The organism is Microbacterium sp. NPDC089189, from assembly GCF_040685095.1.
Lineage (GTDB): Bacteria > Actinomycetota > Actinomycetes > Actinomycetales > Microbacteriaceae > Microbacterium.
The window spans coordinates 26220-52964 of sequence record NZ_JBFBHG010000021.1 but is presented as its reverse complement, the minus strand read 5'-3'; the positions used below and the strand labels follow the sequence as shown (position 1 = coordinate 52964).

The 26745-nt window shown below is 71.9% G+C and carries 20 protein-coding genes; 13 read left to right on the top strand and 7 right to left on the bottom strand.

Annotation, left to right across the window (positions count from 1 at the left end; all coding sequences use genetic code 11):
* Positions 1-5 precede the first annotated feature (5 nt).
* From AB0N73_RS12605 to AB0N73_RS12570, 8 genes are read left to right on the top strand one after another with little or no spacing between them, the layout of a single operon-like run.
* Positions 6-971, top strand: coding sequence for a MoxR family ATPase (locus AB0N73_RS12605; RefSeq protein ID WP_363563955.1), 966 nt, complete (start codon positions 6-8; stop codon positions 969-971).
* Positions 968-2326 carry a DUF58 domain-containing protein gene (locus AB0N73_RS12600; protein WP_363563953.1) on the top strand — a complete coding sequence of 453 codons (1359 nt, stop codon included), beginning with the start codon at positions 968-970 and terminating at the stop codon, positions 2324-2326. The genes AB0N73_RS12605 and AB0N73_RS12600 overlap by 4 nt, the downstream gene beginning before the upstream one ends.
* The gene (locus AB0N73_RS12595) at positions 2323-4827 is read left to right on the top strand and encodes a transglutaminase domain-containing protein (protein ID WP_363563951.1); all 2505 of its coding nucleotides are present in this window, start codon (positions 2323-2325) and stop codon (positions 4825-4827) included. Before AB0N73_RS12600 ends, AB0N73_RS12595 begins: the two co-directional genes overlap by 4 nt.
* Positions 4824-5663, top strand: coding sequence for a protein phosphatase 2C domain-containing protein (locus tag AB0N73_RS12590; protein WP_363563949.1), 840 nt, complete (start codon positions 4824-4826; stop codon positions 5661-5663). The genes AB0N73_RS12595 and AB0N73_RS12590 overlap by 4 nt, the downstream gene beginning before the upstream one ends.
* Complete coding sequence (locus AB0N73_RS12585) at positions 5656-6735, top strand: FHA domain-containing protein (RefSeq protein ID WP_363563947.1); 1080 nt, start codon at positions 5656-5658, stop codon at positions 6733-6735. The genes AB0N73_RS12590 and AB0N73_RS12585 overlap by 8 nt, the downstream gene beginning before the upstream one ends.
* The gene (locus tag AB0N73_RS12580) at positions 6732-7748 is read left to right on the top strand and encodes a hypothetical protein (protein ID WP_363563945.1); all 1017 of its coding nucleotides are present in this window, start codon (positions 6732-6734) and stop codon (positions 7746-7748) included. The genes AB0N73_RS12585 and AB0N73_RS12580 overlap by 4 nt, the downstream gene beginning before the upstream one ends.
* Positions 7749-7775: 27 nt before the next feature.
* Complete coding sequence (gene hrpA, locus AB0N73_RS12575) at positions 7776-11675, top strand: ATP-dependent RNA helicase HrpA (RefSeq protein WP_363563943.1); 3900 nt, start codon at positions 7776-7778, stop codon at positions 11673-11675.
* Positions 11676-11703: 28 nt separating this feature from the next.
* Positions 11704-12645, top strand: a complete 942-nt coding sequence (locus AB0N73_RS12570) for an NADP-dependent oxidoreductase (RefSeq protein ID WP_363563941.1) — start codon at positions 11704-11706, stop codon at positions 12643-12645.
* A 70-nt stretch (positions 12646-12715) separates the two neighbouring features.
* On the opposite strand, the gene mmsB is transcribed toward AB0N73_RS12570, so the two are convergent.
* The 5 genes from mmsB to AB0N73_RS12545 all read right to left on the bottom strand — a co-directional run bounded on the left by mmsB (position 12716) and on the right by AB0N73_RS12545 (position 18659).
* Positions 12716-13933, bottom strand: coding sequence for a multiple monosaccharide ABC transporter permease (gene mmsB, locus AB0N73_RS12565; protein WP_363563939.1), 1218 nt, complete (start codon positions 13931-13933; stop codon positions 12716-12718).
* A 20-nt stretch (positions 13934-13953) separates the two neighbouring features.
* The gene (mmsA, locus tag AB0N73_RS12560) at positions 13954-15483 is read right to left on the bottom strand and encodes a multiple monosaccharide ABC transporter ATP-binding protein (RefSeq protein WP_363563937.1); all 1530 of its coding nucleotides are present in this window, start codon (positions 15481-15483) and stop codon (positions 13954-13956) included.
* A gap of 82 nt (positions 15484-15565) precedes the next feature.
* Positions 15566-16693, bottom strand: a complete 1128-nt coding sequence (gene chvE, locus AB0N73_RS12555; RefSeq protein WP_363563935.1) for a multiple monosaccharide ABC transporter substrate-binding protein — start codon at positions 16691-16693, stop codon at positions 15566-15568.
* A 38-nt stretch (positions 16694-16731) separates the two neighbouring features.
* Positions 16732-17457 carry an L-ribulose-5-phosphate 4-epimerase gene (locus tag AB0N73_RS12550; RefSeq protein WP_363563971.1) on the bottom strand — a complete coding sequence of 242 codons (726 nt, stop codon included), beginning with the start codon at positions 17455-17457 and terminating at the stop codon, positions 16732-16734.
* 185 nt (positions 17458-17642) lie between these two features.
* Positions 17643-18659, bottom strand: a complete 1017-nt coding sequence (locus AB0N73_RS12545) for a LacI family DNA-binding transcriptional regulator (RefSeq protein WP_363563933.1) — start codon at positions 18657-18659, stop codon at positions 17643-17645.
* A 324-nt stretch (positions 18660-18983) separates the two neighbouring features.
* Between AB0N73_RS12545 and AB0N73_RS12540 the strand changes: the two genes are divergently transcribed.
* The gene (locus AB0N73_RS12540) at positions 18984-19535 is read left to right on the top strand and encodes a hypothetical protein (RefSeq protein WP_363563931.1); all 552 of its coding nucleotides are present in this window, start codon (positions 18984-18986) and stop codon (positions 19533-19535) included.
* Here the strand turns inward: AB0N73_RS12540 and AB0N73_RS12535 are convergent.
* Positions 19519-20847: a M20/M25/M40 family metallo-hydrolase gene (locus AB0N73_RS12535; protein WP_363563929.1), complete on the bottom strand. Its 1329-nt coding sequence runs from the start codon at positions 20845-20847 to the stop codon at positions 19519-19521. The two genes, AB0N73_RS12540 and AB0N73_RS12535, sit on opposite strands and share 17 nt — an antisense overlap.
* Before the next feature lie 41 nt (positions 20848-20888).
* On the opposite strand from AB0N73_RS12535, the gene AB0N73_RS12530 reads away from it, so the two are divergent.
* Both AB0N73_RS12530 and AB0N73_RS12525 read left to right on the top strand, forming a co-directional pair.
* On the top strand, positions 20889-21887 hold the full coding sequence (locus AB0N73_RS12530) for a Gfo/Idh/MocA family oxidoreductase (protein ID WP_363563927.1): 999 nt from the start codon (positions 20889-20891) through the stop codon (positions 21885-21887).
* Between the two features lies 1 nt (position 21888).
* On the top strand, positions 21889-22752 hold the full coding sequence (locus AB0N73_RS12525) for an NYN domain-containing protein (protein ID WP_363563925.1): 864 nt from the start codon (positions 21889-21891) through the stop codon (positions 22750-22752).
* A gap of 21 nt (positions 22753-22773) precedes the next feature.
* Here the strand turns inward: AB0N73_RS12525 and AB0N73_RS12520 are convergent, their stop codons facing one another.
* A complete protein-coding gene (locus tag AB0N73_RS12520; RefSeq protein ID WP_363563923.1) occupies positions 22774-24300 on the bottom strand; it encodes a CitMHS family transporter in 1527 nt (508 codons plus the stop codon).
* Positions 24301-24452: 152 nt separating this feature from the next.
* Between AB0N73_RS12520 and AB0N73_RS12515 the strand changes: the two genes are divergently transcribed.
* Both AB0N73_RS12515 and AB0N73_RS12510 read left to right on the top strand, forming a co-directional pair.
* Positions 24453-26090 (top strand): sensor histidine kinase, encoded by a 1638-nt coding sequence (locus AB0N73_RS12515; RefSeq protein WP_363563921.1) that lies wholly within the window; start codon positions 24453-24455, stop codon positions 26088-26090.
* A complete protein-coding gene (locus tag AB0N73_RS12510) occupies positions 26087-26740 on the top strand; it encodes a response regulator (RefSeq protein WP_363563919.1) in 654 nt (217 codons plus the stop codon). The genes AB0N73_RS12515 and AB0N73_RS12510 overlap by 4 nt, the downstream gene beginning before the upstream one ends.
* Positions 26741-26745: the final 5 nt, after the last annotated feature.

Genomic DNA, 26745 nt, shown 5'->3' with positions numbered 1-26745 from the left:
AACGCATGACCGTCACTCCCGAACAGACCTCCTGGTTCCAGGAGACGTTCGCGTCGCTCGTCGAGAACGTCGAGCAGGTGGTGCTGGGTAAGCGTCACGTGATCGAGTTGGCCTTCACCGCGATGGTCGCCCAGGGCCACCTGCTGCTGGAGGACTTCCCCGGCACCGGCAAGACCTCTCTCGCGCGGGCGATGAGCCAGACCGTGCAGGGCACGAGCTCCCGCATCCAGTTCACCCCGGACCTCCTGCCGGGCGACGTGACCGGCATCACGGTGTACGACCAGAAGCGCGGCGAGTTCGACTTCCACTCCGGGCCGATCTTCGCCAACATCGTGCTCGCCGACGAGATCAACCGCGCCAGCCCCAAGACGCAGTCGGCACTTCTCGAGGTGATGGAGGAGGGCCAGGTCACCGTCGACGGCGTCTCCCGCAAGGTCGGCGCCCCCTTCCTCGTCGTCGCGACCCAGAACCCGGTCGAGCAGGCGGGCACCTACCGGCTCCCCGAGGCGCAGCTCGACCGCTTCCTCATGAAGACCTCGCTCGGCTACCCCGACCACGCCGCCACCGTGCGGATCCTCGAGGGCAGCGCCGCGGGCAAGCGCGACGTCAACCCCGTGATCACGCCCGAGGCCGTGGTCACCCTGTCGCAGATCGCCCAGGACGCCTACCTGAACCCGCTCGTGCTCGACTACATCGCGCGCGTCATCGAGGCCACCCGCGCGGCCGCGCAGGTGCGTCTGGGCGTCAGCGTCCGCGGCGCCCTGGCTCTCACCCGCGCTGCACGCACCTGGGCGCTCGCCCATGGCCGCGGGTACGTCACGCCGGATGACGTGAAGGCGCTGGCCGAGCCGGTGCTCGCGCACCGCCTGATCCTCGATCCCGAGGCCGAGTTCGACGGCGTCACCGCGAACGCCGTCATCGGCCAGGTCATGCTCGACGTCGCTCCCCCGAGCCAGCGCGAGGCCGTGTGACCGACACCCAGTCCCGTCTGACCCGCGTCTCGTCGACGTCGACGTCCACGTCGACCTCCACTCGGACGCGGTACGACACATCGCGCCAGACGACGGTCATCGTCGTGGGCGGCATCAAGTTCTGGCGGCGCGTACGGCGCGCTCTCTCGCGCGCGGCCGAAGCCGTCGGCGAGACCGTCACCGCCGCGGGCTGGCTGCTGATCGGGGCGACCGTGCTCGGCCTCGGGCTCGGGCTGACGTTCGGCTGGCTCGAGTTCGTCATCGCGGGGGCTGTGTCGGCCGTGCTGCTGCTGTGCGCGGTGCCGTTCCTCTTCAGCGCCCGCGCGTACGACGTCAGCCTCAGCCTCGCGCACGACCGGGTCGTCGCGGGCAGCCAGGTCGACGCCGAGCTGCGCGTCGTCAACGTCGGCAACGGCGTCGCCTTGCCCGGACGCGTCGACGTGCCCGTGGGCGTCGGACTCGTGGATGTGGCGGTGCCGCTGCTGCGCAAGGGCGGCACGTACGACGAGACCCTCTCCATCCCGGCGATGCGCCGCGGCGTGCTGGATGTGGGCCCCGCCCGTTCGGTGCGCGGCGACCCGCTGGGGATCCTCCGCCGCGAGGTCACCTGGCAGGACGTCCACACGCTGTACGTGCACCCCGTGACGACGTCCGTTCCGAGCACCGCGACCGGATTCGTGAAGGACCTCGAGGGCAACCCCTCCTCGCTCATCGTCGACGCCGACATCTCGTTCCACGCGCTGCGGGAGTACGCCCCCGGCGACTCGCAGCGCCAGATCCACTGGAAGTCGACCGCGAAGACGGGCACCCTGATGGTGCGCCAGTACGAGGAGACCCGGCGCTCGCGCATGGTCATCGTGCTGGCCTGCGGCGCGGACGAGTACGCGGACGACGACGAGTTCGAGCTCGCCGTCAGCGCCGCCGCCTCGCTGGGCGTGCGCGGCATCCGCGACGGCCGCGACGTGTCGATCGTCGTGGGCGGCGAGGTGCCCGAGTTCGCACGCAAGGCCGTGCGCACCTCGCGGGATCTCACCACCATCACCGCCCGGACGCTGCTCGACGACCTCTCCGGTCTCGAGAAGGCCGAGCGCATCAGCCCCCTGCACGACGTCGCGAGCCTCGCCGTCGAGAGCCACCGCGATGTGTCGATCGGGTTCCTCGTGTGCGGATCGACCCCCACCGTGCGCACGCTCCAGCACGCGGCGCTCGCCTTCCCCTCGGATGTGGGCGTCGCCGCCCTGATCTGCGACCCGACGTCCGAGCCCGGCTACCGCTCGATCGCCGACGCCGCCTTCGTCACGATCGGCCTGCTCGAGGACCTGCGGCAGATCCTGGCCCGGAGCGCGAAGTCGTGAGCGCCCCCGCCGCCCCCGCCACGCGCCCGCGCCGCACGGCGCGCGCCGACCGCGACCTGTCGTTCCTCGTCGGCAACCTGCTCTTCATCGACGCCCTCCTGGTGGTCGGCGCGGCGTCCGCGTGGGCGGTGTACGAGTCCCCCTGGTACGTGCTCACGAGCGCCGCCGCGATCCTCCTCGCCACCGCGATCGGGCTCGTCGGCACCCTTCGCCGCTGGTCGTGGTGGATCATCGCCCTCGTCACCGCGGCCGCCTACCTCGTGGCGGGTGTGCCGCTGGCGGCGCCCACCATGATCACCGACCCGGCGACGATCCTGGGCGGCGTCCTCGGCGTCGTCACCGCCCCGGTCACCGGCTGGAAGAACCTGCTGACGCTCGAGCTGCCCCTCGGCATCTACCAGGCCTCGCTCGCCCCCTTCTTCTTCCTCCTGCTCGTGCTCGGCGTCCTCGCCCACACGCTGGCGCTGCGCGCGACCCGCCTGTGGGTGCTGGCGGGCCCGACGGCGCTGGTGGTCACCGTGTTCGGCGTCGTGTTCGGCTCGAGCGCCGTCATCGGCACCTGGCGGCTCGGCCCCTGGGAGCTCTCGGGCGTCTGGGAGGCCGTCGTCGGCCTAACGGCGCTCCTGGCGGGCTTCGCCTGGTACGTGTGGCGCAGCATCCACGCGCGACGCGCGGCGCTTCGTGCGGCCCGACGTGCCACCGGGGCGCACGGGGCCGGTCGCGCGAACCGCACGCTCGGCACGCGCATCGCCCTCTCGGCGGGCATGCTGGCGATCGGCCTGATCGCGGGTCTGGCCGTCGCACCGTGGGCCGTCGCCGGCTCCCCCCGCGATGTGCTGCGCACCGCCGTCGACCCCGAGGTCAAGGTGCGGGAGACCCTCAGCCCCCTCGCCGACTACCGCAACGCGTTCACCGACGACCGTTACGACGAGGTGCTGTTCACGGTCGCCACCGACGAGGCCGTCGACCGCGTGCGTCTCGCGACGCTCGGCTACTTCGACGGCCGTGTCATGCGCGCCACCGACCCCACCGGCACGGCGGCCGACGCGACCGCCTACACCCGCGTGCCGTCGGCGCTGCGGGTCGACACCGGCCGCGAGGTGCAGGCCGAGATCACGATCGGCGCCTACGAGGGCATCTGGGTGCCCACCACCGGCGAGCTCGTCGCGATCGACTTCGAGGGCAGCGCGCGCGCCGCCCTCGCCGACGGCTTCTTCTACAACGCCCCGGCCGGGATGGGCGTGGAGCTCGCCTCCCCCGGACTGACCGACGGCGTGGCGTACACGCAGATCGGCGCGGTGGGCGATCTCGTCCGCGATCCGGCGACGCTCACGCCCGCGCAGCGCGACACCGGCATCGACCCGGCCTACATCCCCGAGAGCCTCGGCGCGTGGATCGAGGCGCAGGACGCCCCGAGCGGCGGTGCCGGCCTGTCCGAGCTCATCTCCCGCCTCCGGGCGCGAGGGCTCCTCAGCCACGCGTTGACCGTCGACCCGGCGGCACCCCCGACCTGGATGTCGGAGCTCGGCGAGTACACGTTCGAGCCCAGCCGGGCCGGGCACTCGACCGACCGCATCGGCACGCTCTTCACCCAGCTGCTCGACAAGCAGAACGAGACCGGCGGTGACGACGACTCCCTGCTCGTGGCCGCCGCCGGCGACGACGAGCAGTTCGCGGTGGCCGGTGCGATGATCGCCGACCGCCTCGGGTTCCCCTCCCGCGTCGTGCTGGGGGCGCGTCTGACCAGCCCCGAGGAGGGCCTGACGGTCTGCGACGACGGCGCCTGCACGGGCGGCGACCTGTCGGCGTGGATCGAGGTGCAGGACATCGACGGCACCTGGACGGCGATCGACACGACGCCCCAGCACGACGTCGCCCTCTCGCCCGACATCCAGCAGCGTCGCGACCCGCAGAACATGACCGAGGTCGAGCCCGAGCAGGCCGACACGGTGCTGCCCCCCGAGGCCGATCCGGCCGATTCCGCCGCGCCCGACGAGGAGGAGCCCGACACGCCCGCCGACCTCAGCTGGCTGTGGACGACGCTGCGCATCTCGGGAATCGTGCTGTTCGCCCTGCTGGTGCTGTCGGTGCCCGCCATCGCCATCCTCCTGGCGAAGCTCTTCCGCCGCCGTTCGCGTCGCAACTCCCCCGATCCCGTCGACCGGGTCGTCGGCGGCTGGGAGGAGTACCTCGACACGGCCGTCGACCGCGGGTACCGCGTGCCGCGCACGGCGACGCGCTCCGAGACCGCGACAGCGTTCGGCGCCGCCCCGCAGGAGGCCGGCGGAACGCTGGCGGCGATCGCGGACCGCTCGGTGTTCGGCCCGTCCGAGCCGACCGAGGCCGAGAGCACCGCGTTCTGGTCGTTGATCGACGCGGAACGCGAACGATTCGACGGCACGCTGGGGTGGTGGGCACGCTGGAAGGCCCGCCTGTCGCTACGCTCGTTCGGACGAGGCCTGCGCGAAACGGCGGCACGCGTGCGAGGAGGACGCTCATGAGCGGAGTCGGTGTGATCGCCGGAGCCCGCAGCGACGTGGGTCGGGTGCGCGAGCTCAACGAGGATGCCGTGCTCGCGCAGCATCCGGTGTTCCTGGTCGCCGACGGCATGGGCGGGCATGAGGCAGGGGAACTCGCCAGCGCCGCGGTCGTCGAGGCCTTCCGCCCGCTGGTCGGCCGCAACGACGTGCACCCCGAGGAGGTCGTCGCCGCGGTCGAGGCCGCGCACGCCGCCGTCGCCGCCATCGGCAGCACGCACGCCCGCGGCGCGGGTTCGACGCTGTCCGCCATCGTCGCCGTCGTGCAGAACGGCACGTCCAGCTGGCTGGTCGTCAACATCGGGGACTCCCGCGTGTACCGGCTCGTGGGCTCCACGCTCGAGCAGCTGACCGTCGACCACTCCGTCGTCCAGGAGCTCGTGGATGCAGGGCGCATCTCGCGCAGCGAGATGGCCACCTACCCGGGCCGCAACGTCATCACCCGCGCGGTCGGCGACAGCGCGAGCCCCGCGGACTACTGGCTGGCCCCCATCGTGACCGGCGAGCGCCTCCTGCTGTGCACGGACGGGTTGTCGAACGACCTCAGCGACGAAGCGCTCCGCGCGGGACTATCGCTGGGCGGCTCGCCCGAGCAGACCTCGCACGCCCTCGTCGACCAGGCGCTGGCGCGCGGCGGCCGCGACAACATCACCGCCGTCGTCGTGGACGTCCGCTCGGGCGGGCTCACCCCGCGCGCGGACGACGTGACCGGAGGCTTCGCCACGAGCGAGCGCGGCGCCGTGCAGACGATCGACGTCGACACGATCACCTCGCGACGACAGCGCGTGCGCCATGACTGAGCGGACATGGTTCGACGGCGGCTTCCCGGCGATCGCCACCGACGCGCTGGCCGTCATCATCGGCGGCGACTCCCCGGTCGCCGCCGCGCGACGTGTGCTGGCCGTCGCCCGCGAGACGCCGGGCCCCGCCGATGTGCTCGACGCGCTCCTCGCCGACGGCGTCGCCGCCGTTCCCGCGTTCGCCGTCGTCGCCCTCGTGGACGAACGCCTCACGGCCTTCGTCCGCGGTGACTTCGTGCTGCGTTTCGAAGACCGCACGCGGCGGGTCTGGCGACTCGACGGCGTCGGCGCGCACACCTGGCGCGAGGTCGAGGCCGACGGCGTCACCCGCGCCTGGGCCGGCGCCCCGGACGCGGAACCCCGCCTGCTGGATCTCGGCACCACCCCCGAGCGTCCCGTCGTGCCGGGCCCGACGACGGCGGACGGCGTGGTGCTGCGGCACACGCCCGCCATCGCGCGCGTCGTGCCGGTCATCCCGCCCCGCCCGCCGCTCCCGCCCGTCCCCGCGGCGACCGCGGCCGGGAATCTGGACGCGTTGATGACCGCAGCACCCGCCACCGCACCGGTTCCGACCCCCGCCGTCGCTGCCGTCCCGGCGCCCGCCGCGGCTCCCGCTCCTGTCCCGGCGCCCGCCGCCGCCCCGGCACCCGCCCCGGCGGCGCCGTTCGCTCCCCCGGCGCCCGTCGCCGCTCCCGCTCTCGCTCCGGTGCCGGCTCCGCGCACCCCGCGCCCGCCCCACGCCATCGTGCTGCCCGACGGCGAGCGCATCCCCATCCGCGGCACGCTGCTCATCGGCCGCGGCCCGCGATCGGAGCGCGTCGACGGCGCCGAGATCCCCACACTGGTGCCGCTCTCGCGGGCGCCGCGCGACATCTCGCGCAGCCATGTGCGCATCTGGTCCGACGGCACCCGCGTGCAGATCGAAGACCTCGCCACCCCGGGCGGAACCGCCCTGATCGACGCCGACGGAGTGGCCCGACTGCTCGTCGCCGACCGTCCCGCCGAGGTCCGCGAGGGAGCGAGCGTCGAGCTCGCGGGCGGCGCCCGCATCCGTTTCGTGGGGGACGCGTGAACGACGACGACGAACGCACCCGCATCACCGCGCGCGACGATCCCGCGGACGACGGCACCCAGCTGGTCCGCCGCCGCATCCGCAGCACGCCCGATCCCGCGCCCGCTCCGCCCGTCCCGCCGCAGCACCCGGATGCGGCCGCCCCCATCGACGACGCGACCCAGCTCGTGCGACGTGCGGCGCCGGCGCCCGCGCCCGCGCCCGCGCCGAGCCTCGACGACACCGGCGAGGCGGAGGACGCGACCCAGCTCGTGCGGCGCCCCGCGCCGACGCCGGCGGAGGAGCCTCCCGCCGACGCCCCCGACGACGCCACCCAGCTCGTGCGGCGTGCGCCCGCAGCGTCGGCGCCGGTCGCCGATACCGGCGCCGAGGTCGAGGACGCCACCCAGCTCGTCCGGCGCGCGCCGGCGCCCGCCGACGTCGCGCCGCCGGCCGACCCCGACGACAGCACCCGGATCGTCGCGCGCGAGGCCGCCGCACCCGACGCGGATGCGCCGGAGGAGGTCGCCGCCCCGGAGGAGCGGACGCTGCTGCGGCGGCGCACACCGGCGCCGTCCGACGAGACGCGGCTGACACGCCGCGACCGTGCCGCGCGGCCCGCCGCCGGTGGTCCTCCCACGGAGGCACCGGCCGACGCCACCCGTCTGACCAAACGCCCCGCCGCCGACGAGCGCGACCGACGGGCACGCCCGGCGGATGCGGATGCCCCCGACGACGGCACGGCGCTCTCTCCGCGGGGACGCACCACCGCCACCGCGGCGACGTACGCCCCCGCGGCCGACCTCGACACCGCCCCGGCGATCGAGCGCTACGCGATCCGCGCGCCCCGCGTCGCCGCGGCGCTCCCACTGTCCACCGTGCCGGCGCCCGAGGCGGCCGTCGGGGACGGCGGCCTCGCCGCACGCCTCGCGCGCCGGCGCGCCCTGCGCACCCGCCTCACGATCGTCGGTGCCGCATCCGCCGTCGTGTTCGCCGGATCGCTCGCGGGCCTGATCGCGCTGATCGCCGCCTGAGCCGCACCCGCGATACCATCGAAGGCTGTGTCCACGCCACAACCCGTCATCGTCTTCCCGCCCGAGCTGCCCGTCAGCGCCGCGCGGGACGAGATCGCGCGCGCCATCGCCGAGAACCAGGTGGTGATCGTGGCGGGGGCCACCGGGTCGGGCAAGACCACGCAGCTGCCGAAGATCTGCCTCGAGCTCGGGCGTGAGCGCATCGCGCACACCCAGCCGCGACGGCTCGCCGCGCGCACGATCGCGGAGCGCGTGGCGGAAGAGCTGCAGGTGCCGCTGGGCGGGGTCGTCGGCTACAAGGTGCGCTTCACCGACAAGGTCTCCGCCGACACCAAGATCGCCCTGCTGACCGACGGCATCCTGCTCAACGAGATCCACCGCGACCGACTGCTGCGGCGCTACGACACGATCATCATCGACGAGGCCCACGAGCGCTCGCTCAACGTCGACTTCCTGCTCGGCTACCTCCGCCGCATCCTGCCGGAGCGACCGGATCTGAAGGTCATCGTCACCTCGGCCACGATCGACCCCGAGAGCTTCGCCCGCCACTTCGCGTCCGCCGACGACACCCCGGCGCCCGTCATCGAGGTGTCGGGCCGGACGTTCCCCGTCGACATCCGCTACCGCCCGCTCGTGCCCGATGCCGCGACGGACGACGAGGGCGACGCGGATGACGACGCGGCGCCGGCGAGCGATGCCGGGGGCGAGGACGAGGTGTCGGCGATCGTCTCGGCCCTGCGCGAACTCGACCGCGAGGCCGCGGGCGACGTGCTCGTGTTCCTTCCCGGCGAGGCCGAGATCCGCGATGCGGCGGATGCCGTGCGGGGCGCGTACGCCCGCGACACCGCGCCCACCGAGGTGCTCCCCCTCTTCGGCCGCCTGTCGGCCGCCGACCAGCACCGGGTCTTCGAGACCTCACGCGTGCCCGGTGTACGGCGGCGGGTCATCCTGGCCACGAACGTGGCCGAGACGAGCCTCACCGTTCCGGGCATCCGCTACGTCATCGACACGGGCACCGCGCGCATCTCGCGGTACAGCAATCGCTCCAAGGTGCAGCGGCTTCCGATCGAGGCGATCTCGCAGGCCTCCGCCCAGCAGCGCTCCGGTCGGGCCGGTCGCACCTCGCCCGGCATCGCCATCCGTCTGTACAGCGAGACCGACTTCGACCGACGCCCCGCGTTCACCGAGCCGGAGATCCTGCGCACCTCCCTCGCGTCCGTCATCCTGCAGATGCTCTCGCTCGGGTTCGGCGACATCTCCGCCTTCCCGTTCCTCACGCCGCCCGACTCGCGCGGCGTGCAGGCCGCCTTCGACCTGCTCGCCGAGCTCGGCGCGGTGAAGATCCGAGGCCGGGGCGGCGCGACGCTGACCGACCTCGGGCGCGAGATCTCGCGCCTGCCGATCGATCCCCGCTTCGCCCGGATGCTGATCGAGGCGCGGCGCACCGACGTGCTCCGCGACGTCCTGGCCGTCGTCGCCGGGCTCTCCATCCAAGACGTCCGCGAACGCCCCGAGGACCGACGGGAGGAGGCCGATCGGCTTCACGCGCGGTTCCTCGACCCGACGAGCGACTTCCTCACCCTGCTGAACCTCTGGAACCACCTCCGCGAGCAGCAGGAGGAGCTGGGATCCAGCGCCTTCCGGCGCCTCGTCCGCTCCGAGATGCTCAACTACGTGCGGGTCCGCGAGTGGTTCGACGTGCACCGCCAGCTCTCGCAGCTGATCGGCGCACCCCGCACCGCCCCCGCGGGCGCCGCCGATCCCGACGCGGTGCACCGCGCCATCCTCGCGGGCCTGCTCTCGCACATCGGCATGCTCGACGAACGCGAGAAGAAGCGCGGCGACCGTCCGACGCGCGCCGAGTACCGCGGCGCACGCGGCACCCGCTTCTCGCTGTTCCCCGGGTCGGGGCTGCGCAAGAAGCGACCGCAGGCGGTCATGGCCGCGGAGCTCGTCGAGACGAGCCGGCTCTTCGCCCGCACCGCCGCGGCGATCGATCCGGCCTGGGCCGAGCCGCTGGCGGGCGATCTCGCCAAACGCCAGCTGAGCGACCCCCACTGGTCCAAGGATGCCGGCGCCGCCGTCGCCGCCGAGAAGGTGACGCTCTTCGGCGTCGAGATCATCCCCCGCCGCCGCGTCCAGCTCGCCCGGTTCGACCGCCCGCTCGCGCGCGAGATGTTCGTGCGCCATGCGCTGGTCGACGAGGAGTGGGACGTCAGCGCGCTGCCCAAGACGCTCACCGCGTTCGCGCGGCGCAACCTCGAGCTCCGCCGCCGCCTCGAGAAGCTCGAGGAACGCGAGCGCCGCCGTGACATCCTCGCCGGCGACGAAGCCGTGTACGCGTTCTACGACGCCCGCGTGCCGGCCGACGTCTTCGACCTGCGCTCATTCGAGACCTGGTGGAAGGATGCGCAGACGCGCACACCGCGGCTGCTGGATCTCAGCGAGGCCGATCTGCTCGAGGGCGCCGAGCGCGCGGACGAGCAGGACTTCCCGGCCCGGTGGACGCAGGGCGATCAGGTGCTCTCGCTCGCCTACCGGTTCGAGCCCGGCGCACCCGACGACGGCGTGACCGTCGTCGTGCCGATGGCCCTGCTGGCGCAGATCCGCCCGGACGGCTTCGACTGGCAGGTGCCGGGGATGCGTGACGAGCTCCTCGCCGCGCTCATCCGCGCACTGCCGAAAGCCATCCGGCGTCATGTCGTCCCCGCCGCGGACTGGGCGGCGCGGTTCGCCGACGAGCTGCGCGCGGCCGGCCCGGAGAACCACGAGGGCCTCCCCGCGACGGGCCTGACCGATGCCCTCGCCGCCCGCATCCAGCGCGTCGCGAACCAGCCCGTGACGGCCGCCGACTTCGAGTGGGAGCGCGTGCCCGCCCACCTCACGGTGTCGTTCCGCGCGGTCGACGAGCGCGGGCGCACCGTCGGCTCCGACCGCGACCTCGCCGCCCTGCAGCAGCGGCTCGCCGATCGCGCACGCTCGTCGGTGGCCCGTTCGCTGAGCCGCCCGCCCGCGCCGCGGCCGGGAGCGGCCGCACCCGCGGGCGCATCGGCTCCGGTCGCCGAGCAGAGCGGGCTGACCGACTGGAGCTTCGGCGACCTGCCGCCGCTGGTCGACTCGCGCGTCGCCGGCGGGATCGTGCGCGGCTACCCGGCGCTCGTCGACGACGGCTCATCGGTGTCGCTCCGCCTCGAGGCGACGCCGGACGGCGCCGCGCGGGCCTCGCGCGCCGGCATCCGGCGCCTCGTGCTGCTCGCGGTGCCCTCGCCGGTGACGTACGTGCTCGATCACCTGACCGCCACCGAGAAGCTGGCGCTGACCACCTCCCCCTACGCGAGCGCGAAGGCGCTCGTCGAGGACGCCCGCGTGGCCGTGGCCGACGCCGTCATCACGCGGATCGTCCCGGACGGCATCGTGCGCGACCGCGCCGGGTTCGAGCGGCTCCGGGACGCCTTCTCGTCCGCGGTGACCGACGAGCTGTTCGCCGCGACCTCTCTCGCCGCCCGCATCCTCCTCGCCGCCCGCGAGGTCGAGCGCAGCATGAAGACGCAGAACTCGCTGACCCTCCTCGGCGCTCTGAAGGACGTACGGGCTCAGGTCGACGGGTTGATCTTCTCCGGATTCGTCTCGCGCGCCGGCCTCGCGCGCCTCGCCCACCTCCCTCGCTATCTGGCGGGCACCATCGAGCGTCTGTCGCAGCTGCCCGACCAGCCCGGACGCGACCGGCAGCGGATGACCGAGTACGAGCGCGCGGCGGCCGTGTTCTTCGACGCCGGGGGGACGATCCCGCCGGCCGCGGACGCGTCGCCCGGGCTCGTGCACGCGCGCTGGCTGCTCGAGGAGTTCCGCATCAGCCTGTTCGCGCAGCGCCTGGGTACCGCCGAAGCGGTGTCGGCGCAACGCATCGCCAAGGCATTGCGGGAGTGAGACCGCGCGCGGCAGAGTGGCAGGCACTATGACTCACGCGATCGTCTACACCGAACACGGCGACCCCGAGGTTCTCACCCTCGTCGACGTCGACCGCCCCACGGCCGAGCCCGGCCACCTCGTCGTCCGCGTCGAGGCCGCGGGAGTGAACCCCATCGACGCGAAGCTGCGCTCCGGGTTACGCAGCTCACCGCCCCTGACCAAGCCCCGCCGCATCGGCAACGACGGCGCCGGCACGGTGGTCGAGGTCGGACCGGACGTCGACGGGTTCCGCCCCGGCGACCCGGTGGTCGTCTTCGGTGCCTCCGGCGTCTACGCGAGCGAGGTCGCCGTGAAGACCTCCTCCGTGCAGCCGCGACCGCCGCAGGTGTCCGCCGCGGTCGGTGCCGCGCTCGGCATCCCCGTGGGCACGGCCTACCAGTCGCTGCGCTCGCTCGACGTGCGCGCCGGCGACACCCTCGTCATCCACGCCGGGTCCGGCGCCGTCGGACAGGCCGCCATCCAGCTCGCGGTGCTCTGGGGCGCGACCGTCGTCGCCACGGCCTCCCCGCGGCGCTTCGACCGCCTCCGCGAGCTCGGTGCGACCCCGGTGGCGTACGGCGACGGGCTCCTCGAGCGGCTGCGCGAAGCGGCGCCGCAGGGGTACACCGTGGCGTTCGACGCCGCCGGCACCGACGAGGCCCTGTCGGCGTCGCTCGAGCTCGTCACCGACCACCACCGCATCGCGACCATCGTGCGCGGGGCGGATGCGGCGGGTCTCGGCATCCGCGCCTTCTCGGGCGGCTCGCCCGATCCCCTGACGCCGCAGCAGCAGGCCTGGCGCGCCGAGGCCATCCCCGTCGTGCTGGCCCTCCTCGAGACCGGGCGCTTCTCGGTCGAGGTCGGCCCCGAGCTCCCGCTCGCCGACGCCGCCGAGGCCCACCGGCTGCTCGCCGCGAACACGGCGGGCAAGATCACGCTCACGCCCTGATCGTCGCCCGCCGGTGACGACGCAGCGGGCCCCGTCCGAGGAGGACGGGGCCCGCTGCGTCGTTAGGCGCTCAGTTGCCGGAGCGCCGCTTGTTGTAGACGTCGAACGCGACGGCCAGCAGCAGCACGAGGCCCTTGACGGCCTGCTGCCACTCGATGCCGATGCCCATGATCGACATGCCGTTGTTCAGCACACCGATGATCAGACCACCGATGATGGCGCCGCCGATCCGGCCCACACCGCCCTGCACCGCTGCACCGCCGATGAAGGCGGCCGAGATGGCCTCGAGCTCGAAGCCGTCACCGGCCTTCGGCCCGGCGAGGTTCAGGCGGGCGGTGAAGATGAGGCCCGCGAGAGCCGCCAGGAAGCCCATGTTGACGAACAGCCAGAAGTCGACGCGACGGGTCTTGATGCCCGAGAGCTCGGCCGCGTGACGGTTGCCGCCGATCGCGTAGATGTGGCGCCCGAAGACGGTGCGGTTCATCACGATGCCGTAGATGAGCACGAGCACGGCGAGCACGATGAGCGTCACGGGGATGCCCTTGTACGACGCCAGCGCGAGCGTGAACAGACCGATGGCGATCGCGATGAGCACGAGCTTGACCACGAACCACACCAGCGGCTCGGTGTCCTGACCGTACTTGCGACGCCCCGCCCGCGTGCGGCTCTGCTGCACGATGAGCGCGACGATGCCGACGCCGCCGAGGATCAGCGTGAACAGGTCGGGGTCGCCGCCCAGCACGCCGTCGAGGAAGCCGTTGCCGAGCGCGCGGTACTGCTCGGGGAACGAGCCGATGTTCGCGTTCTGCAGCACCACGAGCGCGAGCCCGCGGAAGATCAGCATGCCCGCCAGCGTCACGATGAAGGCCGGGATGCCGACGAAGGCCACCCAGAAGCCTTGCCACGCGCCCACCAGAGCACCGATCGCGAGCGAGAGGATGATCGAGAGCCACCAGGGAAGGCCCCACTGCACGGCGAACACGCCGGACACGGCGCCGACGAACGCGGCGACCGAACCGACCGACAGGTCGATGTGGCCGGCGATGATGACCATCACCATGCCGATCGCCAGCACGAGGATGTAGCCGTTCTGCACGACCAGGTTCGAGATGTTCTGCGGACGCAGCAGGATGCCGTCCGTCAGGACGGCGAACAGCACCACCACGGCGAGCAGCGCGATGAAGATGCCGTTCTTGCCGAGATCGGCGAGGACGTGCGCGAGCCAGCGGGTGGCTTTGTTGTCGACCGGGTTGATCGTCGCCCCGGCCGCGGTGTCGTTGTTGGACATGTCGTTGTCTCCTGCAGCCCTCAGCGGGGCTTCTCCATGGTCATGAGTTTGAGGACGGACTCGGGGTTCGCCTCGGCGATGGGGAGCTCCCCCGTGATGCGCCCCTCGGAGAGGGCGTACACGCGGTCCGAGATGCCGAGCAGCTCGGGCAGTTCGGAGGAGATCACGATGATCCCCTTGCCGGATGCTGCGAGCCGGTTGATGATCGCGTAGATCTCGTACTTCGCGCCGACGTCGATGCCTCGGGTCGGCTCGTCGAGGATGAGGACGTCCGGATCCGAGTAGATCCACTTCGACAGGACGACCTTCTGCTGGTTGCCGCCGGAGAGCTTCCCGGTCTTCACGAGCACGTTGGGCGCTTTGATGTTGAGGTCGCGGCGGTACTCGTTGGCGACCTTGTACTCCTCGTTGTCGTTCACGAGGCCGGCGGTCTCGAGCTTCTTCAGCGACGCCATCGAGATGTTGCGCTTGATGTCCTCGATGAGGTTGAGCCCGTAGGTCTTGCGGTCCTCGGTCGCGTACGCGAGGCCGTTGTCGATCGCCTCCGACACCGTGCGGGTCTTGATCTCCTTGCCGCGCATGAAGACCCGGCCGCTGATGCGCGACCCGTAGCTGCGACCGAACAGGCTCATCGCGAACTCGGTGCGCCCCGCGCCCATGAGTCCCGCGATGCCGACGATCTCGCCCGCGCGGACGGTGATCGACACGTCGTCGACGACCACACGCGACGCATCCACCGGGTGGTGCGCCGTCCAGTTCTCCACGCGCAGCAGCTCCTCGCCGATGTGCGGTTCGTGGTCGGGATAGCGGTGCTCGAGGTCCCGGCCCACCATGTCCTTGATGATGCGGTCCTCGGTGACGTCGTTCTTCGCGATCGTCTCGATCGTCTTGCCGTCGCGGATGACCGTGACGGTGTCGGCGACCTTCTTGATCTCGTTCAGCTTGTGGCTGATGATGATCGACGTGATGCCCTGACCCCGCAGGTGCAGCATCAGATCCAGCAGATGCGCGGAGTCCTCGTCGTTCAGCGCCGCGGTGGGCTCGTCGAGGATGAGGAGCTTGACCTCCTTCGAGAGCGCCTTGGCGATCTCGACGAGCTGCTGCTTGCCGACGCCGATCTGGTTGATCCTCGTCGTCGGGTTCTCCCGCAGGCCGACCCGCGCCAGGAGCTTGGCGGCCTCGGCGTTCGTGGTGTTCCAGTCGATCAGACCCAGCGCGCCGCGCTGCTCGTTGTTGAGGAAGATGTTCTCGGCGATCGAGAGGTACGGGCTCAGCGCCAGCTCCTGGTGGATGATGACGATGCCCTTCGCCTCGCTGTCGCGGAGGTTGCGGAACGCCACCTCCTCGCCGTCGAAGACGATCTCGCCGTCGTACGTGCCGTGCGGGTAGACACCCGACAGCACCTTCATCAGCGTCGACTTGCCGGCGCCGTTCTCGCCGCAGATGGCGTGGATCTCTCCACGCTGCACGGCGAGGGTCACGTTCGAGAGCGCTTTCACGCCCGGGAATGTCTTCGTGATCCCGCGCATCTCGAGGATGTTCTGGGACATCGTGCCTCCTTGCTCCTGGCTCAGGGTGCCGACCGGACCGGCCGGGCGGCGGAGTGCGCCGCCCGGCCGGGCTCGGGGTGTGTCAGCCGTTGATCTCTTCTTCGGTCCAGTAGCCGCTGTCGACCAGCACTTCCTGGATGTTGTCGCTGACGACGATCTGCGACTCGAGCAGGTACGACGGGACGACCTTCACGCCGTTGTCGTAGTCCTCGGTGTTGTTGACCTCGGGCTCTTCGCCGTTCAGCAGGGCGCTGGCCATGTCGACGGCGACCTTGGCGAGGTTGCGGGTGTCCTTGAAGATCGTCGCGTACTGCTCACCGGCGACGATCGCCTTGACGGAGTCGATCTCCGCGTCCTGACCCGAGATGATCGGCCATTCGGCGCCGACCGTGTAGCCCGAGCCCTCGAGCGCCGAGATGATGCCGCGCGAGATGCCGTCGTAGGGCGACAGGACCGCGTTGACGGTGGAGCCGTCCGAGTAGGTCGAGGTCAGGATGTTCTCCATGCGCTTCTGCGCCGTCTCGCCGTCCCAGCGCAGCGTCGCCGCCTGCTGGAAGTCGGTCTGGCCGCTCTTGACGTCGAGCACGCCCTCGTCGATGTAGGGCTGCAGGGTGTCGATCGCGCCGTCCCAGAAGAACGTGGCGTTGTTGTCGTCGGGCGAACCGGCGAACAGCTCGATGTTGAACGGACCGGCGGGAGCGTCGGCCGCGGCCGTTCCCTCGAGGTCGGTGAGGCCCAGGCCCGCCAGCAGCGACGTCGCCTGCTGGACGCCGACCTTGTAGTTGTCGAACGACGCGTAGTAGTCGACGTTCTCGCTGTCGCGGATGAGGCGGTCGTAGGCGATGACGGGGATGTCGTTGTCCGCCGCCTCCTGCAGGACGCTCGTGAGCGTCGTGCCGTCGATCGACGCGATGATCAGGGCCTTGGCGCCCTTGGTGATCATGTTCTCGATCTGCGATACCTGCGTGGGGATGTCGTCCTCGGCGTACTGGAGGTCGACCGTGAAGCCCTGCTCCTCGAGCTGCTCCTTGACGGCGTTGCCGTCCTGGATCCAGCGCTCCGAGCTCTTCGTGGGCATCGCGACGCCGACGAGACCGCCGTCGCCGCTTCCTTCGCCGGAACCACCGGAGGTTCCTCCGGCGCACGCCGAGAGCATGAGCGCGCCGGCGGCGAGCGTTGCCGCGGCGAACAGGATCTTGGTGCTCTTCACTGGGTTTCCTTTCCTTGGGACTTCATCGTCTGCTGTGTTCAGTTGTAGGTCTGGGTGGCGGCATCCACCGGGCCCGTGGGCGCCGGCCTGCCGGGGTCGGGCTGCTGCCCGTACACGTTCTGGTAGCGGGTGAACAGCCGGTCGATCGCGTCCTGCGGGATCGCGGCGATCTCACCGCCCTGGCGGGCCAGGTGCACCGCGCGGGCGACGTCCTCGAGCATCACGGCGGCCTTGACGGCGTCGCGCGCGGTGACGCCGACCGTGAACGGGCCGTGATTGCGCATCAGCACCGCTCGGGAGCGGTGGCCGCTCAGCGTCTCGACGATGCCGCGACCGATCGCATCGTCGCCGGCGATCGCGAACGGGCCGACCGGGATGGGTCCGCCGAACTCGTCGGCCATCGCCGTGAGCACGCACGGGATCTCCTCGCCGCGCGCCGCCCACGCCGTGGCGTACGGCGAGTGCGAGTGGACGAGTCCGCCGACCTCCGGCATATTCCGGTAGACGTACGCGTGCGAGGCCGTGTCGGTGGAGGGGGCGCGGTCGCTGCCCGGTGTGTCGGAGACGACGTTGCCGTCGAGGTCGCAGAGCACGACGTTCTCGGGCGCCAGCGTCTCGTAGGAGATGGCGGAGGGCTTGATGACGAAGAGATCCGCGCCGGGCACGCGACCCGAGACGTTGCCGTCGGTCCACACCACGAGGCCGTTGCGGACCAGTTCGCCGTGCAGTGCCGCGATCTCGGCGCGGGCGCGGGCGATGGCCACTTCGGTCTTGACGCCGGTGACGTAGCTGTCGCGCTGGGCAGCACTGGATGCAGACACGCTCGACTCCTTCGTCAATTCCGTTACCTCGTCGTGGGCAAATGTGACCGTTCACATTGCTGGCCCCATGTAACTCTCAGGACCGCGGAGATGTCAAGCCGAAGTGACGTCTCAGCTTGGTAACGGCGTCAGATCCGCGCTGCGGGGCCCGACGATCGACGCACCACGAGCTCGGGGACGATCGTCGTCGGAGCCGGTTCCACGCCGTCCGCGGGGCCCAGCAGCAGGTCGACGCAGCGTCGGCCGAGCTCGGTGAAGTCCTGCCGCACCGTGGTCAGCGGAGGCCAGAAGTGCGCCGCATCCGGGATGTCGTCGAAGCCGACCACGCTGATGTCGCCCGGCACGTCGAGTCCCTCGTCCCGGATGGCGTGCAGCAGACCCAGCGCCATCTGGTCGTTCGAGGCGAAGATCGCGGTGAAGTCGCGCACCCGCAGCAGCTCTCGGCCGGCGTAGTAGCCGAACTCCGCGGTCCAGTCCCCCAGGATCGGGGCGGTGGTGGGCACGTCGTTCGCGCTCATCTCCTCGAGGAATCCGCGCATCCTCGCCTCCGCCTCGATCCAGTCCTGAGGGCCGGCGATGTGGTAGATGTTGCGGTGCCCGAGGTCGATGAGATGCCGCGTCACGAGGCGGGCGCCGGCCATCTGGTCGACCGACAACGCGTGCTGGGGGTCGAGCTCCGTCGACTGGAGCGTGACGTACGGCACGTCGAGCTGCTGCGCCGCCAGCGCGCGGAAGACCCGCACCTGCGGCGCGATCACGACGAGCCCCTCCACGGACTGCGCCATGAGGTGGGCGATGCCGTCGGGGATGGAGCTCGGATCGTGCGGCGAGATGTTGGCGGTCGACACCCAGTACCCGCGCTCGCGCGCAGCCGCCTCGATCGCGGCGATGCTGGAGGCCGGTCCGTACTGCGTGCTCGAGGCCGACAGGATGCCGATGGTCTGCGATCGGCTCGTCACGAGCGCCCGCGCAGCGCGGTTGGGCCGGTACTGCAGCTCCGACATCACCGCCAGCACGCGGTCGCGCGTCTCCGGCCGGATGCTCGGATGGTTGTTGATGACCCGCGACACCGTCTGGTGCGACACCGCCGCCAGCCGCGCGACATCACGGATACTGGGCCGTCGCCCGGTCGCGTCGTCGCTCATGGATCTCCCGGCTCATGCGCACGGTCACATACTCGTTTGCCATTATGCACCCGCCGGCCGGTGCCGGCGCCGCCCGTTCCCCCGATGTGACAGTCACACAGCGCCCCATCCGCGCCCGCCCCGCTCCCCGCTCCCGATCCCGCCCCTCGCAAAGCCCACACGAGGACATCCGCCCGACCGGAGGACGTTGCCGCCGCAAGCGTCCTCGTCTCAGCCGAATGTCCTCGGCTCGGCCGCCGCTGCGGGCAAGGGCGAAAGCCCCTGCCGGAAGCAGCGCAGAACCTCACCCTGCGATTCGCGGCGGTCAGCGGTTACCCTGGAGATATGGCCGACGTTGCCCGGCACCTCCCTTTGAGCAATCGCCCGCGGGGCGATGAGTCCGCTGTGGATGCCGACCGCCGTCAGGCCCTGGCCGCCGTCCTTGACGAAGCCGCACGATTGCTGGATGCGGCGACGCCCGACCATGCCGTGCACTGCTCCCGCGCCCGCCGCTTCCTCGTAGAGGCCGGGCTCGGCACCGGCGCGGCGGGCGGGTCGCCCGACGATCTGGTGCGTCTGGCCGAGACGGTGCGCACGGGCCGCCGCCGCAGCATCCGACTGCTGACACGCGCCGTGCGCGCGCTCCTCGTCCTCGGCGACTCGCTGTCCGAGACGCCGAGGCTGGATCCGGCCGTGTCGGGATCGGTGGCGCTCTACGCGGCGACGACGGCGCCGTTCGACCGCCGCGCGGCGCTCCGGGGCCACGCCGTGCGGGCGAGCGACGAGGGGTGGGAGTTCGGGCTCGGCCCGGTGCTCGAGGCGACGGGGCGCACCATCCTGCGCTTCGTGCTCGCGCTCGACGACGAGCCGCCGCGGCTGGTCAGCTCGCCGCGATGAGGTCCCGGTAGAACCCGATCCCGCGCAGCCACACGTCGACGCGGATCCGTTCGTCGTGCGCGTGCAGGGCGTCACGCTCGCTGCGCGTCAGATGGAACGGTGTGAACCGGTAGACGTGATCGCTGATCGCCGTGAACCACCGGCTGTCGCTCGCGCCGAGCTGCACGTACGGGGTCGTGACGATCTCGGGGTCAAGCGCCGACGCGACCGCCCCGGCGATCCGCCGCCACGGCTCGCCCCGCCACGGCGACACCGGTGAGGGGTCCGACGCCTGGTGCACCTCGATCTCGATCAACGGGTCCGCGATCACCCGGCGAAGTCGCGCCGTGGCGGATGCGACCGTGTCGCCGGTCAGCAGGCGCACGTTCACCGCGGCGCGCGCGGTCGTTGCCAGCACGTTCTCGGCGGGCGCGCCCTCGAGCCGCGTCGGGACCGCCGTGGTGCGCACGAGCGCGTTCGTCTCCGGCCCGATGCGCGAGAACACGGCACCCACGAGCCGCCCCGTGAGGGCCAGGTTCTCGAACACGAAGCGCAGCGGCTGCGGCGCGTACGGGGCGAGGGTCGTGAGCATCGCGCGCACGGGAGGCACGATGCGGCGCGGGAACGGATGCCGCTGCACCCGCGTGATCGCGCGGGCGAGCCGAGCGGTCGCCGGCCACACGGGCGGGGTCGAGGCGTGCCCGCCGCTCTCGCGCGCGGTCAGCCAGACGGTCATGATGCCCCGCTCGGCGACGCCGACCATCGCGGTCTGGCGCTCCACGCCCGGAAGGACGCCCTCGACGACCGCGCCGCCCTCATCGAGCACGAGACCCGGGCGCACGCCGCGGGCGCGCAGCAGCTCGACGATCGCACCGGCACCGTCACCGGCCGTCTCCTCGTTGTGGCCGAACGCGAGGTAGACGTCGCGCTCGGGCGTCACGCCGTCGATCAGAAGCTGTTCGGCGGCCTCCATGATGGCCACCAGCGCGCCCTTGTCGTCGATGGCGCCACGGGCGTGGATCGTGGCGTCGGCGCCGTCGCCCACGAGTTCCGCACCGAACGGGTCGTGCTGCCAGTCGTCGCGGACGACGGGCACGACATCCTGGTGCGCCATGAGCACGAGCGGCGCGTCCTCGCGCGCGCCGCGCCAGCGGTAGAGCAGGGCGTGGCCTGCCACGACCTCGCGGTCGAGGTCGGCGTGGATCCGCGGGTAGAGCCGCGCGAGCGCCGCGTGGAACGCGTCGAACGGTGCCGGGTCGGTCTCATCCGGATCGGCGTGCGACACGGTCGGGATGCGGAGCAGCTCGCGAAAACGATCGAGGGAGGTCGCCACGCGCCGAGCCTACTGCGGGAGGTCCCGAGTACGGTGGTCGCATGAGCTCTCCCTCCCTTCCCGGCCTGCGCTGGGGCATCCTGGCCACGGGTGGAATCGCCCACTCCTTCACGAGCGACCTGCGAACGGCCGGACGCGATGTCCGCGCCGTCGGATCGCGCACCGCCGACAGCGCCGAGCGGTTCGCCGCGCAGTTCGACATCGGTCACGCCCACGGGTCGTACGACGCGCTCCTGGCCGACGACGACGTCGACATCGTCTACATCGCGACGCCGCATCCCCTGCACGCCGAGAACGCGATCGCCGCGCTCGAGCACGGCAAGCACGTGCTCGTCGAGAAGCCCTTCACCCTGACGGGCGACGAGGCGGAGCGGGTGCGCGCGGCCGCCGAGCACCACGGCCTGCTGGCCATGGAGGCCATGTGGACGCGCTATCTGCCGCACATGACGCGCATCCGGAGCCTCGTGCGCTCGGGGGCGCTGGGCGAGGTCCGGACGCTGGAGGCCGACCACACGCAGTCGATCTCGACCGATCCCGCGCACCGTCTGAACGCGCTCGAGCTCGGCGGCGGGGCACTGCTGGATCTCGGCATCTACCCGATCTCGTTCTCGTGGGATGTGTTCGGCGCTCCGACGAGCACCGTCGCCCGCGGTCGCCTGGGCGACACCGGCGCCGACACCGAGGTCGCCACGATCGCGACCTATGCGTCGGGCGCGATCGCCTCCACGCTCTCGTCGTCGCGGGCCGCCGGCCCCAACCGGGCTGCCGTCGTGGGCACGGACGCCTTCATCGAGATCGACAAGGTCTGGTACGCGGCGTCGGACTTCCGCCTCATCGGCTCCGACGGCGCCGTGCGCGAGGAGTTCCGCAGCGAGATCGACGGACGAGGGATGCAGTTCCAGGCGCTCGCCGCCGAGCAGATCATCGCCGAGGGGCGTCGCGACAGCGACATCCTCCCGATCGCCGAGACCGTCGCCATCATGCGCCAGCTCGACGACATCCGCGGGCAGCTCGGCGTGCGGTACCCGCAGGAGGGCTGACATGGTCGAACTCTCCAACGCCCGTGTCGCGGTGTACCTGGACTTCGACAACATCGTCATGAGCTGGTACGACCGGGTGCACGGGCGCAACGCCTACTCCCGCGACCGCCAGAAGATCGCGGAGAACCCGAAGGATCCGGAGATCGCCGAGAAGCTGGCCAAGGCCACCGTCGACGTGGGCACGATCATCGACTACTCCGCGTCGTTCGGCACGCTCGTGCTCACGCGCGCCTACGCCGACTGGTCGTCGCCGGTGAACGCCGAGTACCGCTCGCAGCTCGTCGCCCGCGCGGTCGACCTGGTGCAGCTGTTCCCGGCCGCCGCCTACGCCAAGAACGGCGCCGACATCCGGCTGGCCGTCGACACGGTCGAAGACATGTTCCGGCTTCCGGATCTCACCCACGTCGTGATCGTGGCGGGCGACTCCGATTACGTGCCGCTCGCCCAGCGCTGCAAGCGTCTGGGGCGCTTCGTGGTCGGCGTGGGCGTCGCGGGCTCCACCGCGAAGTCCCTCGCGGCCGCGTGCGACCGGTTCGACTCCTACGACTCGCTCCCCGGCGTCCAGGCCCCCGAGCCCACCAAGAAGGATGCCGCCGAGCCGCGCGCCCGCGCCCGCAAGCGCTCCGTCGACCCGGCGGCCGATCTCCTCGAGCGCGCGTTGCGTCTCGAGAACGACAAGGATCCCTCGCAGTGGCAGCACGCCTCGGCGGTCAAGAGCCTCATCACCCGGCTCGACTCCTCGTTCAGCGAGAAGGCGCTGGGGCACCGCAGCTTCACCGAGTTCGTCTCCGCCCATCCCGACATCGCCGAGATGGATGAGACCGACAACATCGTGCGGATGCGGCTGGTCGACAACAAGCGCTGACCAGCCGCATCCGGGGCCCGCTCACCCGAGGAACGGGATGGCGCCGGTCAGCACGCCGATGGCGAGCATCACGAGCGACACGATGCACGCCCGCCACAACACCTTCCTGTGGTGGTCGCCGAGGTTGACGCCGGCGAGCGAGACGAGCAGGAGGATCGCCGGCACGAGCGGGCTCTGCAGGTGCACGGGCTGGCCGGTGATGGATGCGCGCGCCATCTCGACGGGATCGATGCCGTAGGCGGTGGCGCTCTCGGCCAGGATCGGCAGGATGCCGAAGTAGAACGCGTCGTTCGACATGAAGAACGTGAACGGGATCGACAGGACTCCCGTGATCACCGCGAGGAACGGTCCGAGCGCGTCCGGGATGACGCCGGTGATCCAGTTCGCCATGGCCGTCACCATGCCGGTGCCGGTGAGGACCCCCACGAGCACGCCCGCGGCGAGCACCATCGACACGACGCCGACGATGCTCGGCGCGTGGGCGACGATCTCGTCGGCCTGCGACTTGAGCTTCGGGAAGTTGACGAGCAGCGCGATCGCCGCGCCCACCATGAACACGAACGCCAGCGGGAACAGGTCGAGCACGAGCAGCACCATGACGGCCACCGTCAACGCCAGGTTGAACCAGATGAGCTTCGGGCGGAGCGTGGCCCGCTGCGGGTCGAGCATCGTGTCGGCCATCGCCGTGTCGGTGGTGTCGACCAGGTCGGCCGCCGCCACGCCGCCGCGTCCGCCGCGCACCGTGACGATGTTGCCGGTGCGCAGGAGCGCGCGGGCGCCGGGCTTGTGCTCGGCACCGCGGAAGATCTTGGGAGCACCGAACGGACCGTCGCCGGCGGCCGCATCCATGCGCGACGTGTCGATCGACCCGGCCAGCCGGCGACGCTCGCCGAGACCGAGGAACCAGGCGAAGGTCAGCGCCACGACGATCCCGACGCCGAGGGCGGGCAGCATCGGCACGAAGACGTCGGTGGGCTGCAGCCCCAACGCAGTCGCGGCGCGGACGGTGGGCCCGCCCCACGGCACGATGTTGAGGGTGCCGTTCATGAGACCCGCGACGCACGTGAGCACGACGGGGCTCATGCCGAGCCGCAGGTAGATCGGCAGCATCGCCGACGTCGTGATGATGAACGTCGTCGACCCGTCGCCGTCGAGCGAGACGGCGCCGGCGAGGACGGCGGTCCCGAGCACCACCTTGGCGGGGTCGTCGCCCAGGAGGCGGGTGATGGCGCGGATGAGCGGGTCGAAGAGCCCGACGTCGATCATGATGCCGAAGTACATGATCGCGAACATGAGCAGGGCCGCGGTCGGGGCCATGCTGCCGATCGCGTCGAGCACCATCTCGCCGAGCCCCAGCCCCGCGCCCGCGAACAAGCCGAAGACCGTCGGCACGAGGATGAGCGCGACCATCGGGGTGAGGCGGCGCGTCATGATCAGCGCCATGAAGCTCAGGATCATCACAAACCCGAGGATCACCAGGACCGTGTCGGGCGGCACGAACGCCACCGCGTACTCGGCGGCTTCGGTGCGAACAGCGAGGGGATGCATCGCGACTCCTTCGTCGGCAGTGCCCGGGCGGAGCGCGGGCGGTGGTTCTGGGCGATGCTAGGGCGAAGCCCGATGCCCCCGCGCGGTATCTCGCATTGCGCCGCGTTGTGCGCGTACCGTGTGTTCTGTGCATTGTGCGCACGAGGAGGACCATGCGTTTCGCCACACGGCTGCTGGTGGTGCAGGTCGCCGCCCAGGTGGCGGTCGTCGGTGTCGCCGCCGGCGTCTTCCTCGCGCTCGGGGTGTCGCAGCTGCGCGAAGAGGCCGAGTCGTCGGCGCTCAACATCGCGCGGACCGTCGCCGAGGACCCGGATGTGCGCCGTCTGGTGACGGCCTACTCGGCCGACCCCGGCACCCCGCAGGCGTCCGAGCTGCGCGGCGGTGAGCTGCAGGAGTTCGCTCTCGCCGTCGGCGATCGCACGGACGGCCTGTTCGTCGTGATCACCGACGATCACGGCATCCGGCTCGCCCACCCCACGCCGTCCCGCCTGGGGATGCCGGTGAGCACGAGCTTCGCCGAGGCGTTGGCCGGCGACGAGGTCGTCACCTGGGAGCAGGGGACGCTGGGGGTCTCCGCCCGGGCGAAGGTGCCCGTCTACCCGCCGGACGGCGCGACCCCGGTCGGGGAGGTGAGCGTGGGCTTCGAGCCGGCCAGCGTGTTCGACGACCTGCCCGCGCTCCTGCTCGGCATCGGCGGCACGGTCGCCGTCGCGGTGGCGGTGGGGGTCGGGGTGTCCCTCCTCATGCGCCGCCGTCTCGAGTCGGTCACCCTGGGGGTGCAGCCGGAGGAACTGGCCGCGCTCGTCGGCATGCAGACCGCGGTCCTGGAGGGAAGCGGGGACGGCGTGATCGCCCTCGACCCGGACGGCGTCGTCCGGCTGTGCACGCCCACCGCCGAGCGGCTCCTCGGCGTCACCGGCTCGCCGCTCGCACTCCCCCTGTCGGAGGTCGCGCTCTCCCCCGCCGTGCGCGATGCCCTCCGCACGCCCGGCGCGACCGACGGCGTCGTCGTGGATGGCCGGGTGCTGTACGTCGATGTGCGGCCGGTGCGCCGAGGCGCCCGCGCGCTGGGCACCGTCGCCGTGGTCCGCGACCGCACGGACCTCGTGGCGCTCACCGAACGCCTCGGATCCGTCCGCACCCTGAGCGATGCCCTCCGCGTGCAGCGACACGAGTTCGCCAACCGGCTGCACGCCGCGGCCGGCCTGATCGACGCGGGGCGGTCGGATGAGGCGCGGCGGTTCCTGTGGGAGCTCGTCGAGCGCGGCCCGCTCGACTACGCCGTGCCCGGACTCGACGCCATCGGCGACCCGCTGCTGCAGTCGTTCGTCGGCGCCAAGGCCACGGCCGCACGCGAGCGCGAGGTGGCCCTGGTCGTCGATGAGCAGTCGCTGCTGCGCGGTCGTGTCGCCGACGTCGAGGACGTCGCCGCGGTGCTCGGCAACATCATCGACAACGCGGTGGATGCCGCCGCATCCGCCCCGCCTCCCCGCCGGGTGGAGCTCCTGCTGCTGGACGACGGCGCGACGCTCGTGGCGACGGTCACCGACACCGGCGCCGGCGTGTCCGACCCGGCGCGGCTGTTCGAACGGCGCGCGCCCGACCCCGGCGCCCCGGGCGACCGGGTGCACAACCTGGGCATCGGGCTCCCGCTCTCGCGCGAGCTCGCACGCCGACGCGACGGCGACGTGTGGCTGATCGACCCGGGCGGAACGGGCACGGGAGCGGTCTTCGGCGCGCGCCTGCCCGGAGTGATGGACGCCGTCGACGACGAGGAGGAACGCACATGAGCGAGATCACGGTCCTGGTCGTCGACGACGACTTCCGGGTCGCCGGCATCCACGGCGACATCGTCGCCGACCGTCCCGGGTTCACGGCGCTGCCGCCCGCCCGCACCGTCGATGAGGCGCGGCGCGCCCTCGGCAGCCAGCAGCCCGACCTCCTGCTCGTCGACGTCTACCTGCCGGACGGCGACGGCATCGACCTGCTCCGCGGCGCGGGGATCGACGGCTTCGTCCTGTCGGCGGCGACGGATGCGGCCACCGTGCGCCGCGCGGTGCGCGCCGGCGCCCTGGGGTACCTCGTCAAACCCTTCGAGCCGCGGGTCCTCGCGGACCGCCTCGACCGCTACGCCCGGGCCCGCAACCTCTGGACCTCGGGAGAGGTGCTCACGCAGGACGACATCGACCGCGCCGCGGCGATCGTGCACGGTGCGGGCGAATCCGCGTCGGTCTCGCGCGGGGCGACGGCACAGGTGATCCTCGGCGCGCTGGGCGGCGATGAGTCGTCCGCCTCGGAGGTCGCCGAGCGTGCGGGGGTGTCACGCGCGACGGCGCAGCGCCACCTCTCCGCGCTCGCCGCGCGCGGCCAGGTCGAGGTGACCCTGCGCTACGGCGTCACCGGCCGCCCGGAGCACCGATTCCGCGCTCGACGAGCCTGATGCGT

What these genes read in the sequence shown, in the direction of transcription:
- AB0N73_RS12605 (WP_363563955.1), top strand. Translation starts at nt 6, where the DNA reads ATGACCGTCACTCCCGAACAGACCTCCTGGTTCCAGGAGACGTTCGCG.
- AB0N73_RS12590 (WP_363563949.1), top strand. Translation starts at nt 4,824, where the DNA reads ATGAGCGGAGTCGGTGTGATCGCCGGAGCCCGCAGCGACGTGGGTCGG.
- AB0N73_RS12585 (WP_363563947.1), top strand. Translation starts at nt 5,656, where the DNA reads ATGACTGAGCGGACATGGTTCGACGGCGGCTTCCCGGCGATCGCCACC.
- AB0N73_RS12570 (WP_363563941.1), top strand. Translation starts at nt 11,704, where the DNA reads ATGACTCACGCGATCGTCTACACCGAACACGGCGACCCCGAGGTTCTC.
- mmsB (WP_363563939.1), bottom strand. Translation starts at nt 13,933, where the DNA reads ATGTCCAACAACGACACCGCGGCCGGGGCGACGATCAACCCGGTCGAC.
- mmsA (WP_363563937.1), bottom strand. Translation starts at nt 15,483, where the DNA reads ATGTCCCAGAACATCCTCGAGATGCGCGGGATCACGAAGACATTCCCG.
- AB0N73_RS12545 (WP_363563933.1), bottom strand. Translation starts at nt 18,659, where the DNA reads ATGAGCGACGACGCGACCGGGCGACGGCCCAGTATCCGTGATGTCGCG.
- AB0N73_RS12540 (WP_363563931.1), top strand. Translation starts at nt 18,984, where the DNA reads ATGGCCGACGTTGCCCGGCACCTCCCTTTGAGCAATCGCCCGCGGGGC.
- AB0N73_RS12530 (WP_363563927.1), top strand. Translation starts at nt 20,889, where the DNA reads ATGAGCTCTCCCTCCCTTCCCGGCCTGCGCTGGGGCATCCTGGCCACG.
- AB0N73_RS12525 (WP_363563925.1), top strand. Translation starts at nt 21,889, where the DNA reads ATGGTCGAACTCTCCAACGCCCGTGTCGCGGTGTACCTGGACTTCGAC.
- AB0N73_RS12520 (WP_363563923.1), bottom strand. Translation starts at nt 24,300, where the DNA reads ATGCATCCCCTCGCTGTTCGCACCGAAGCCGCCGAGTACGCGGTGGCG.
- AB0N73_RS12515 (WP_363563921.1), top strand. Translation starts at nt 24,453, where the DNA reads ATGCGTTTCGCCACACGGCTGCTGGTGGTGCAGGTCGCCGCCCAGGTG.
- AB0N73_RS12510 (WP_363563919.1), top strand. Translation starts at nt 26,087, where the DNA reads ATGAGCGAGATCACGGTCCTGGTCGTCGACGACGACTTCCGGGTCGCC.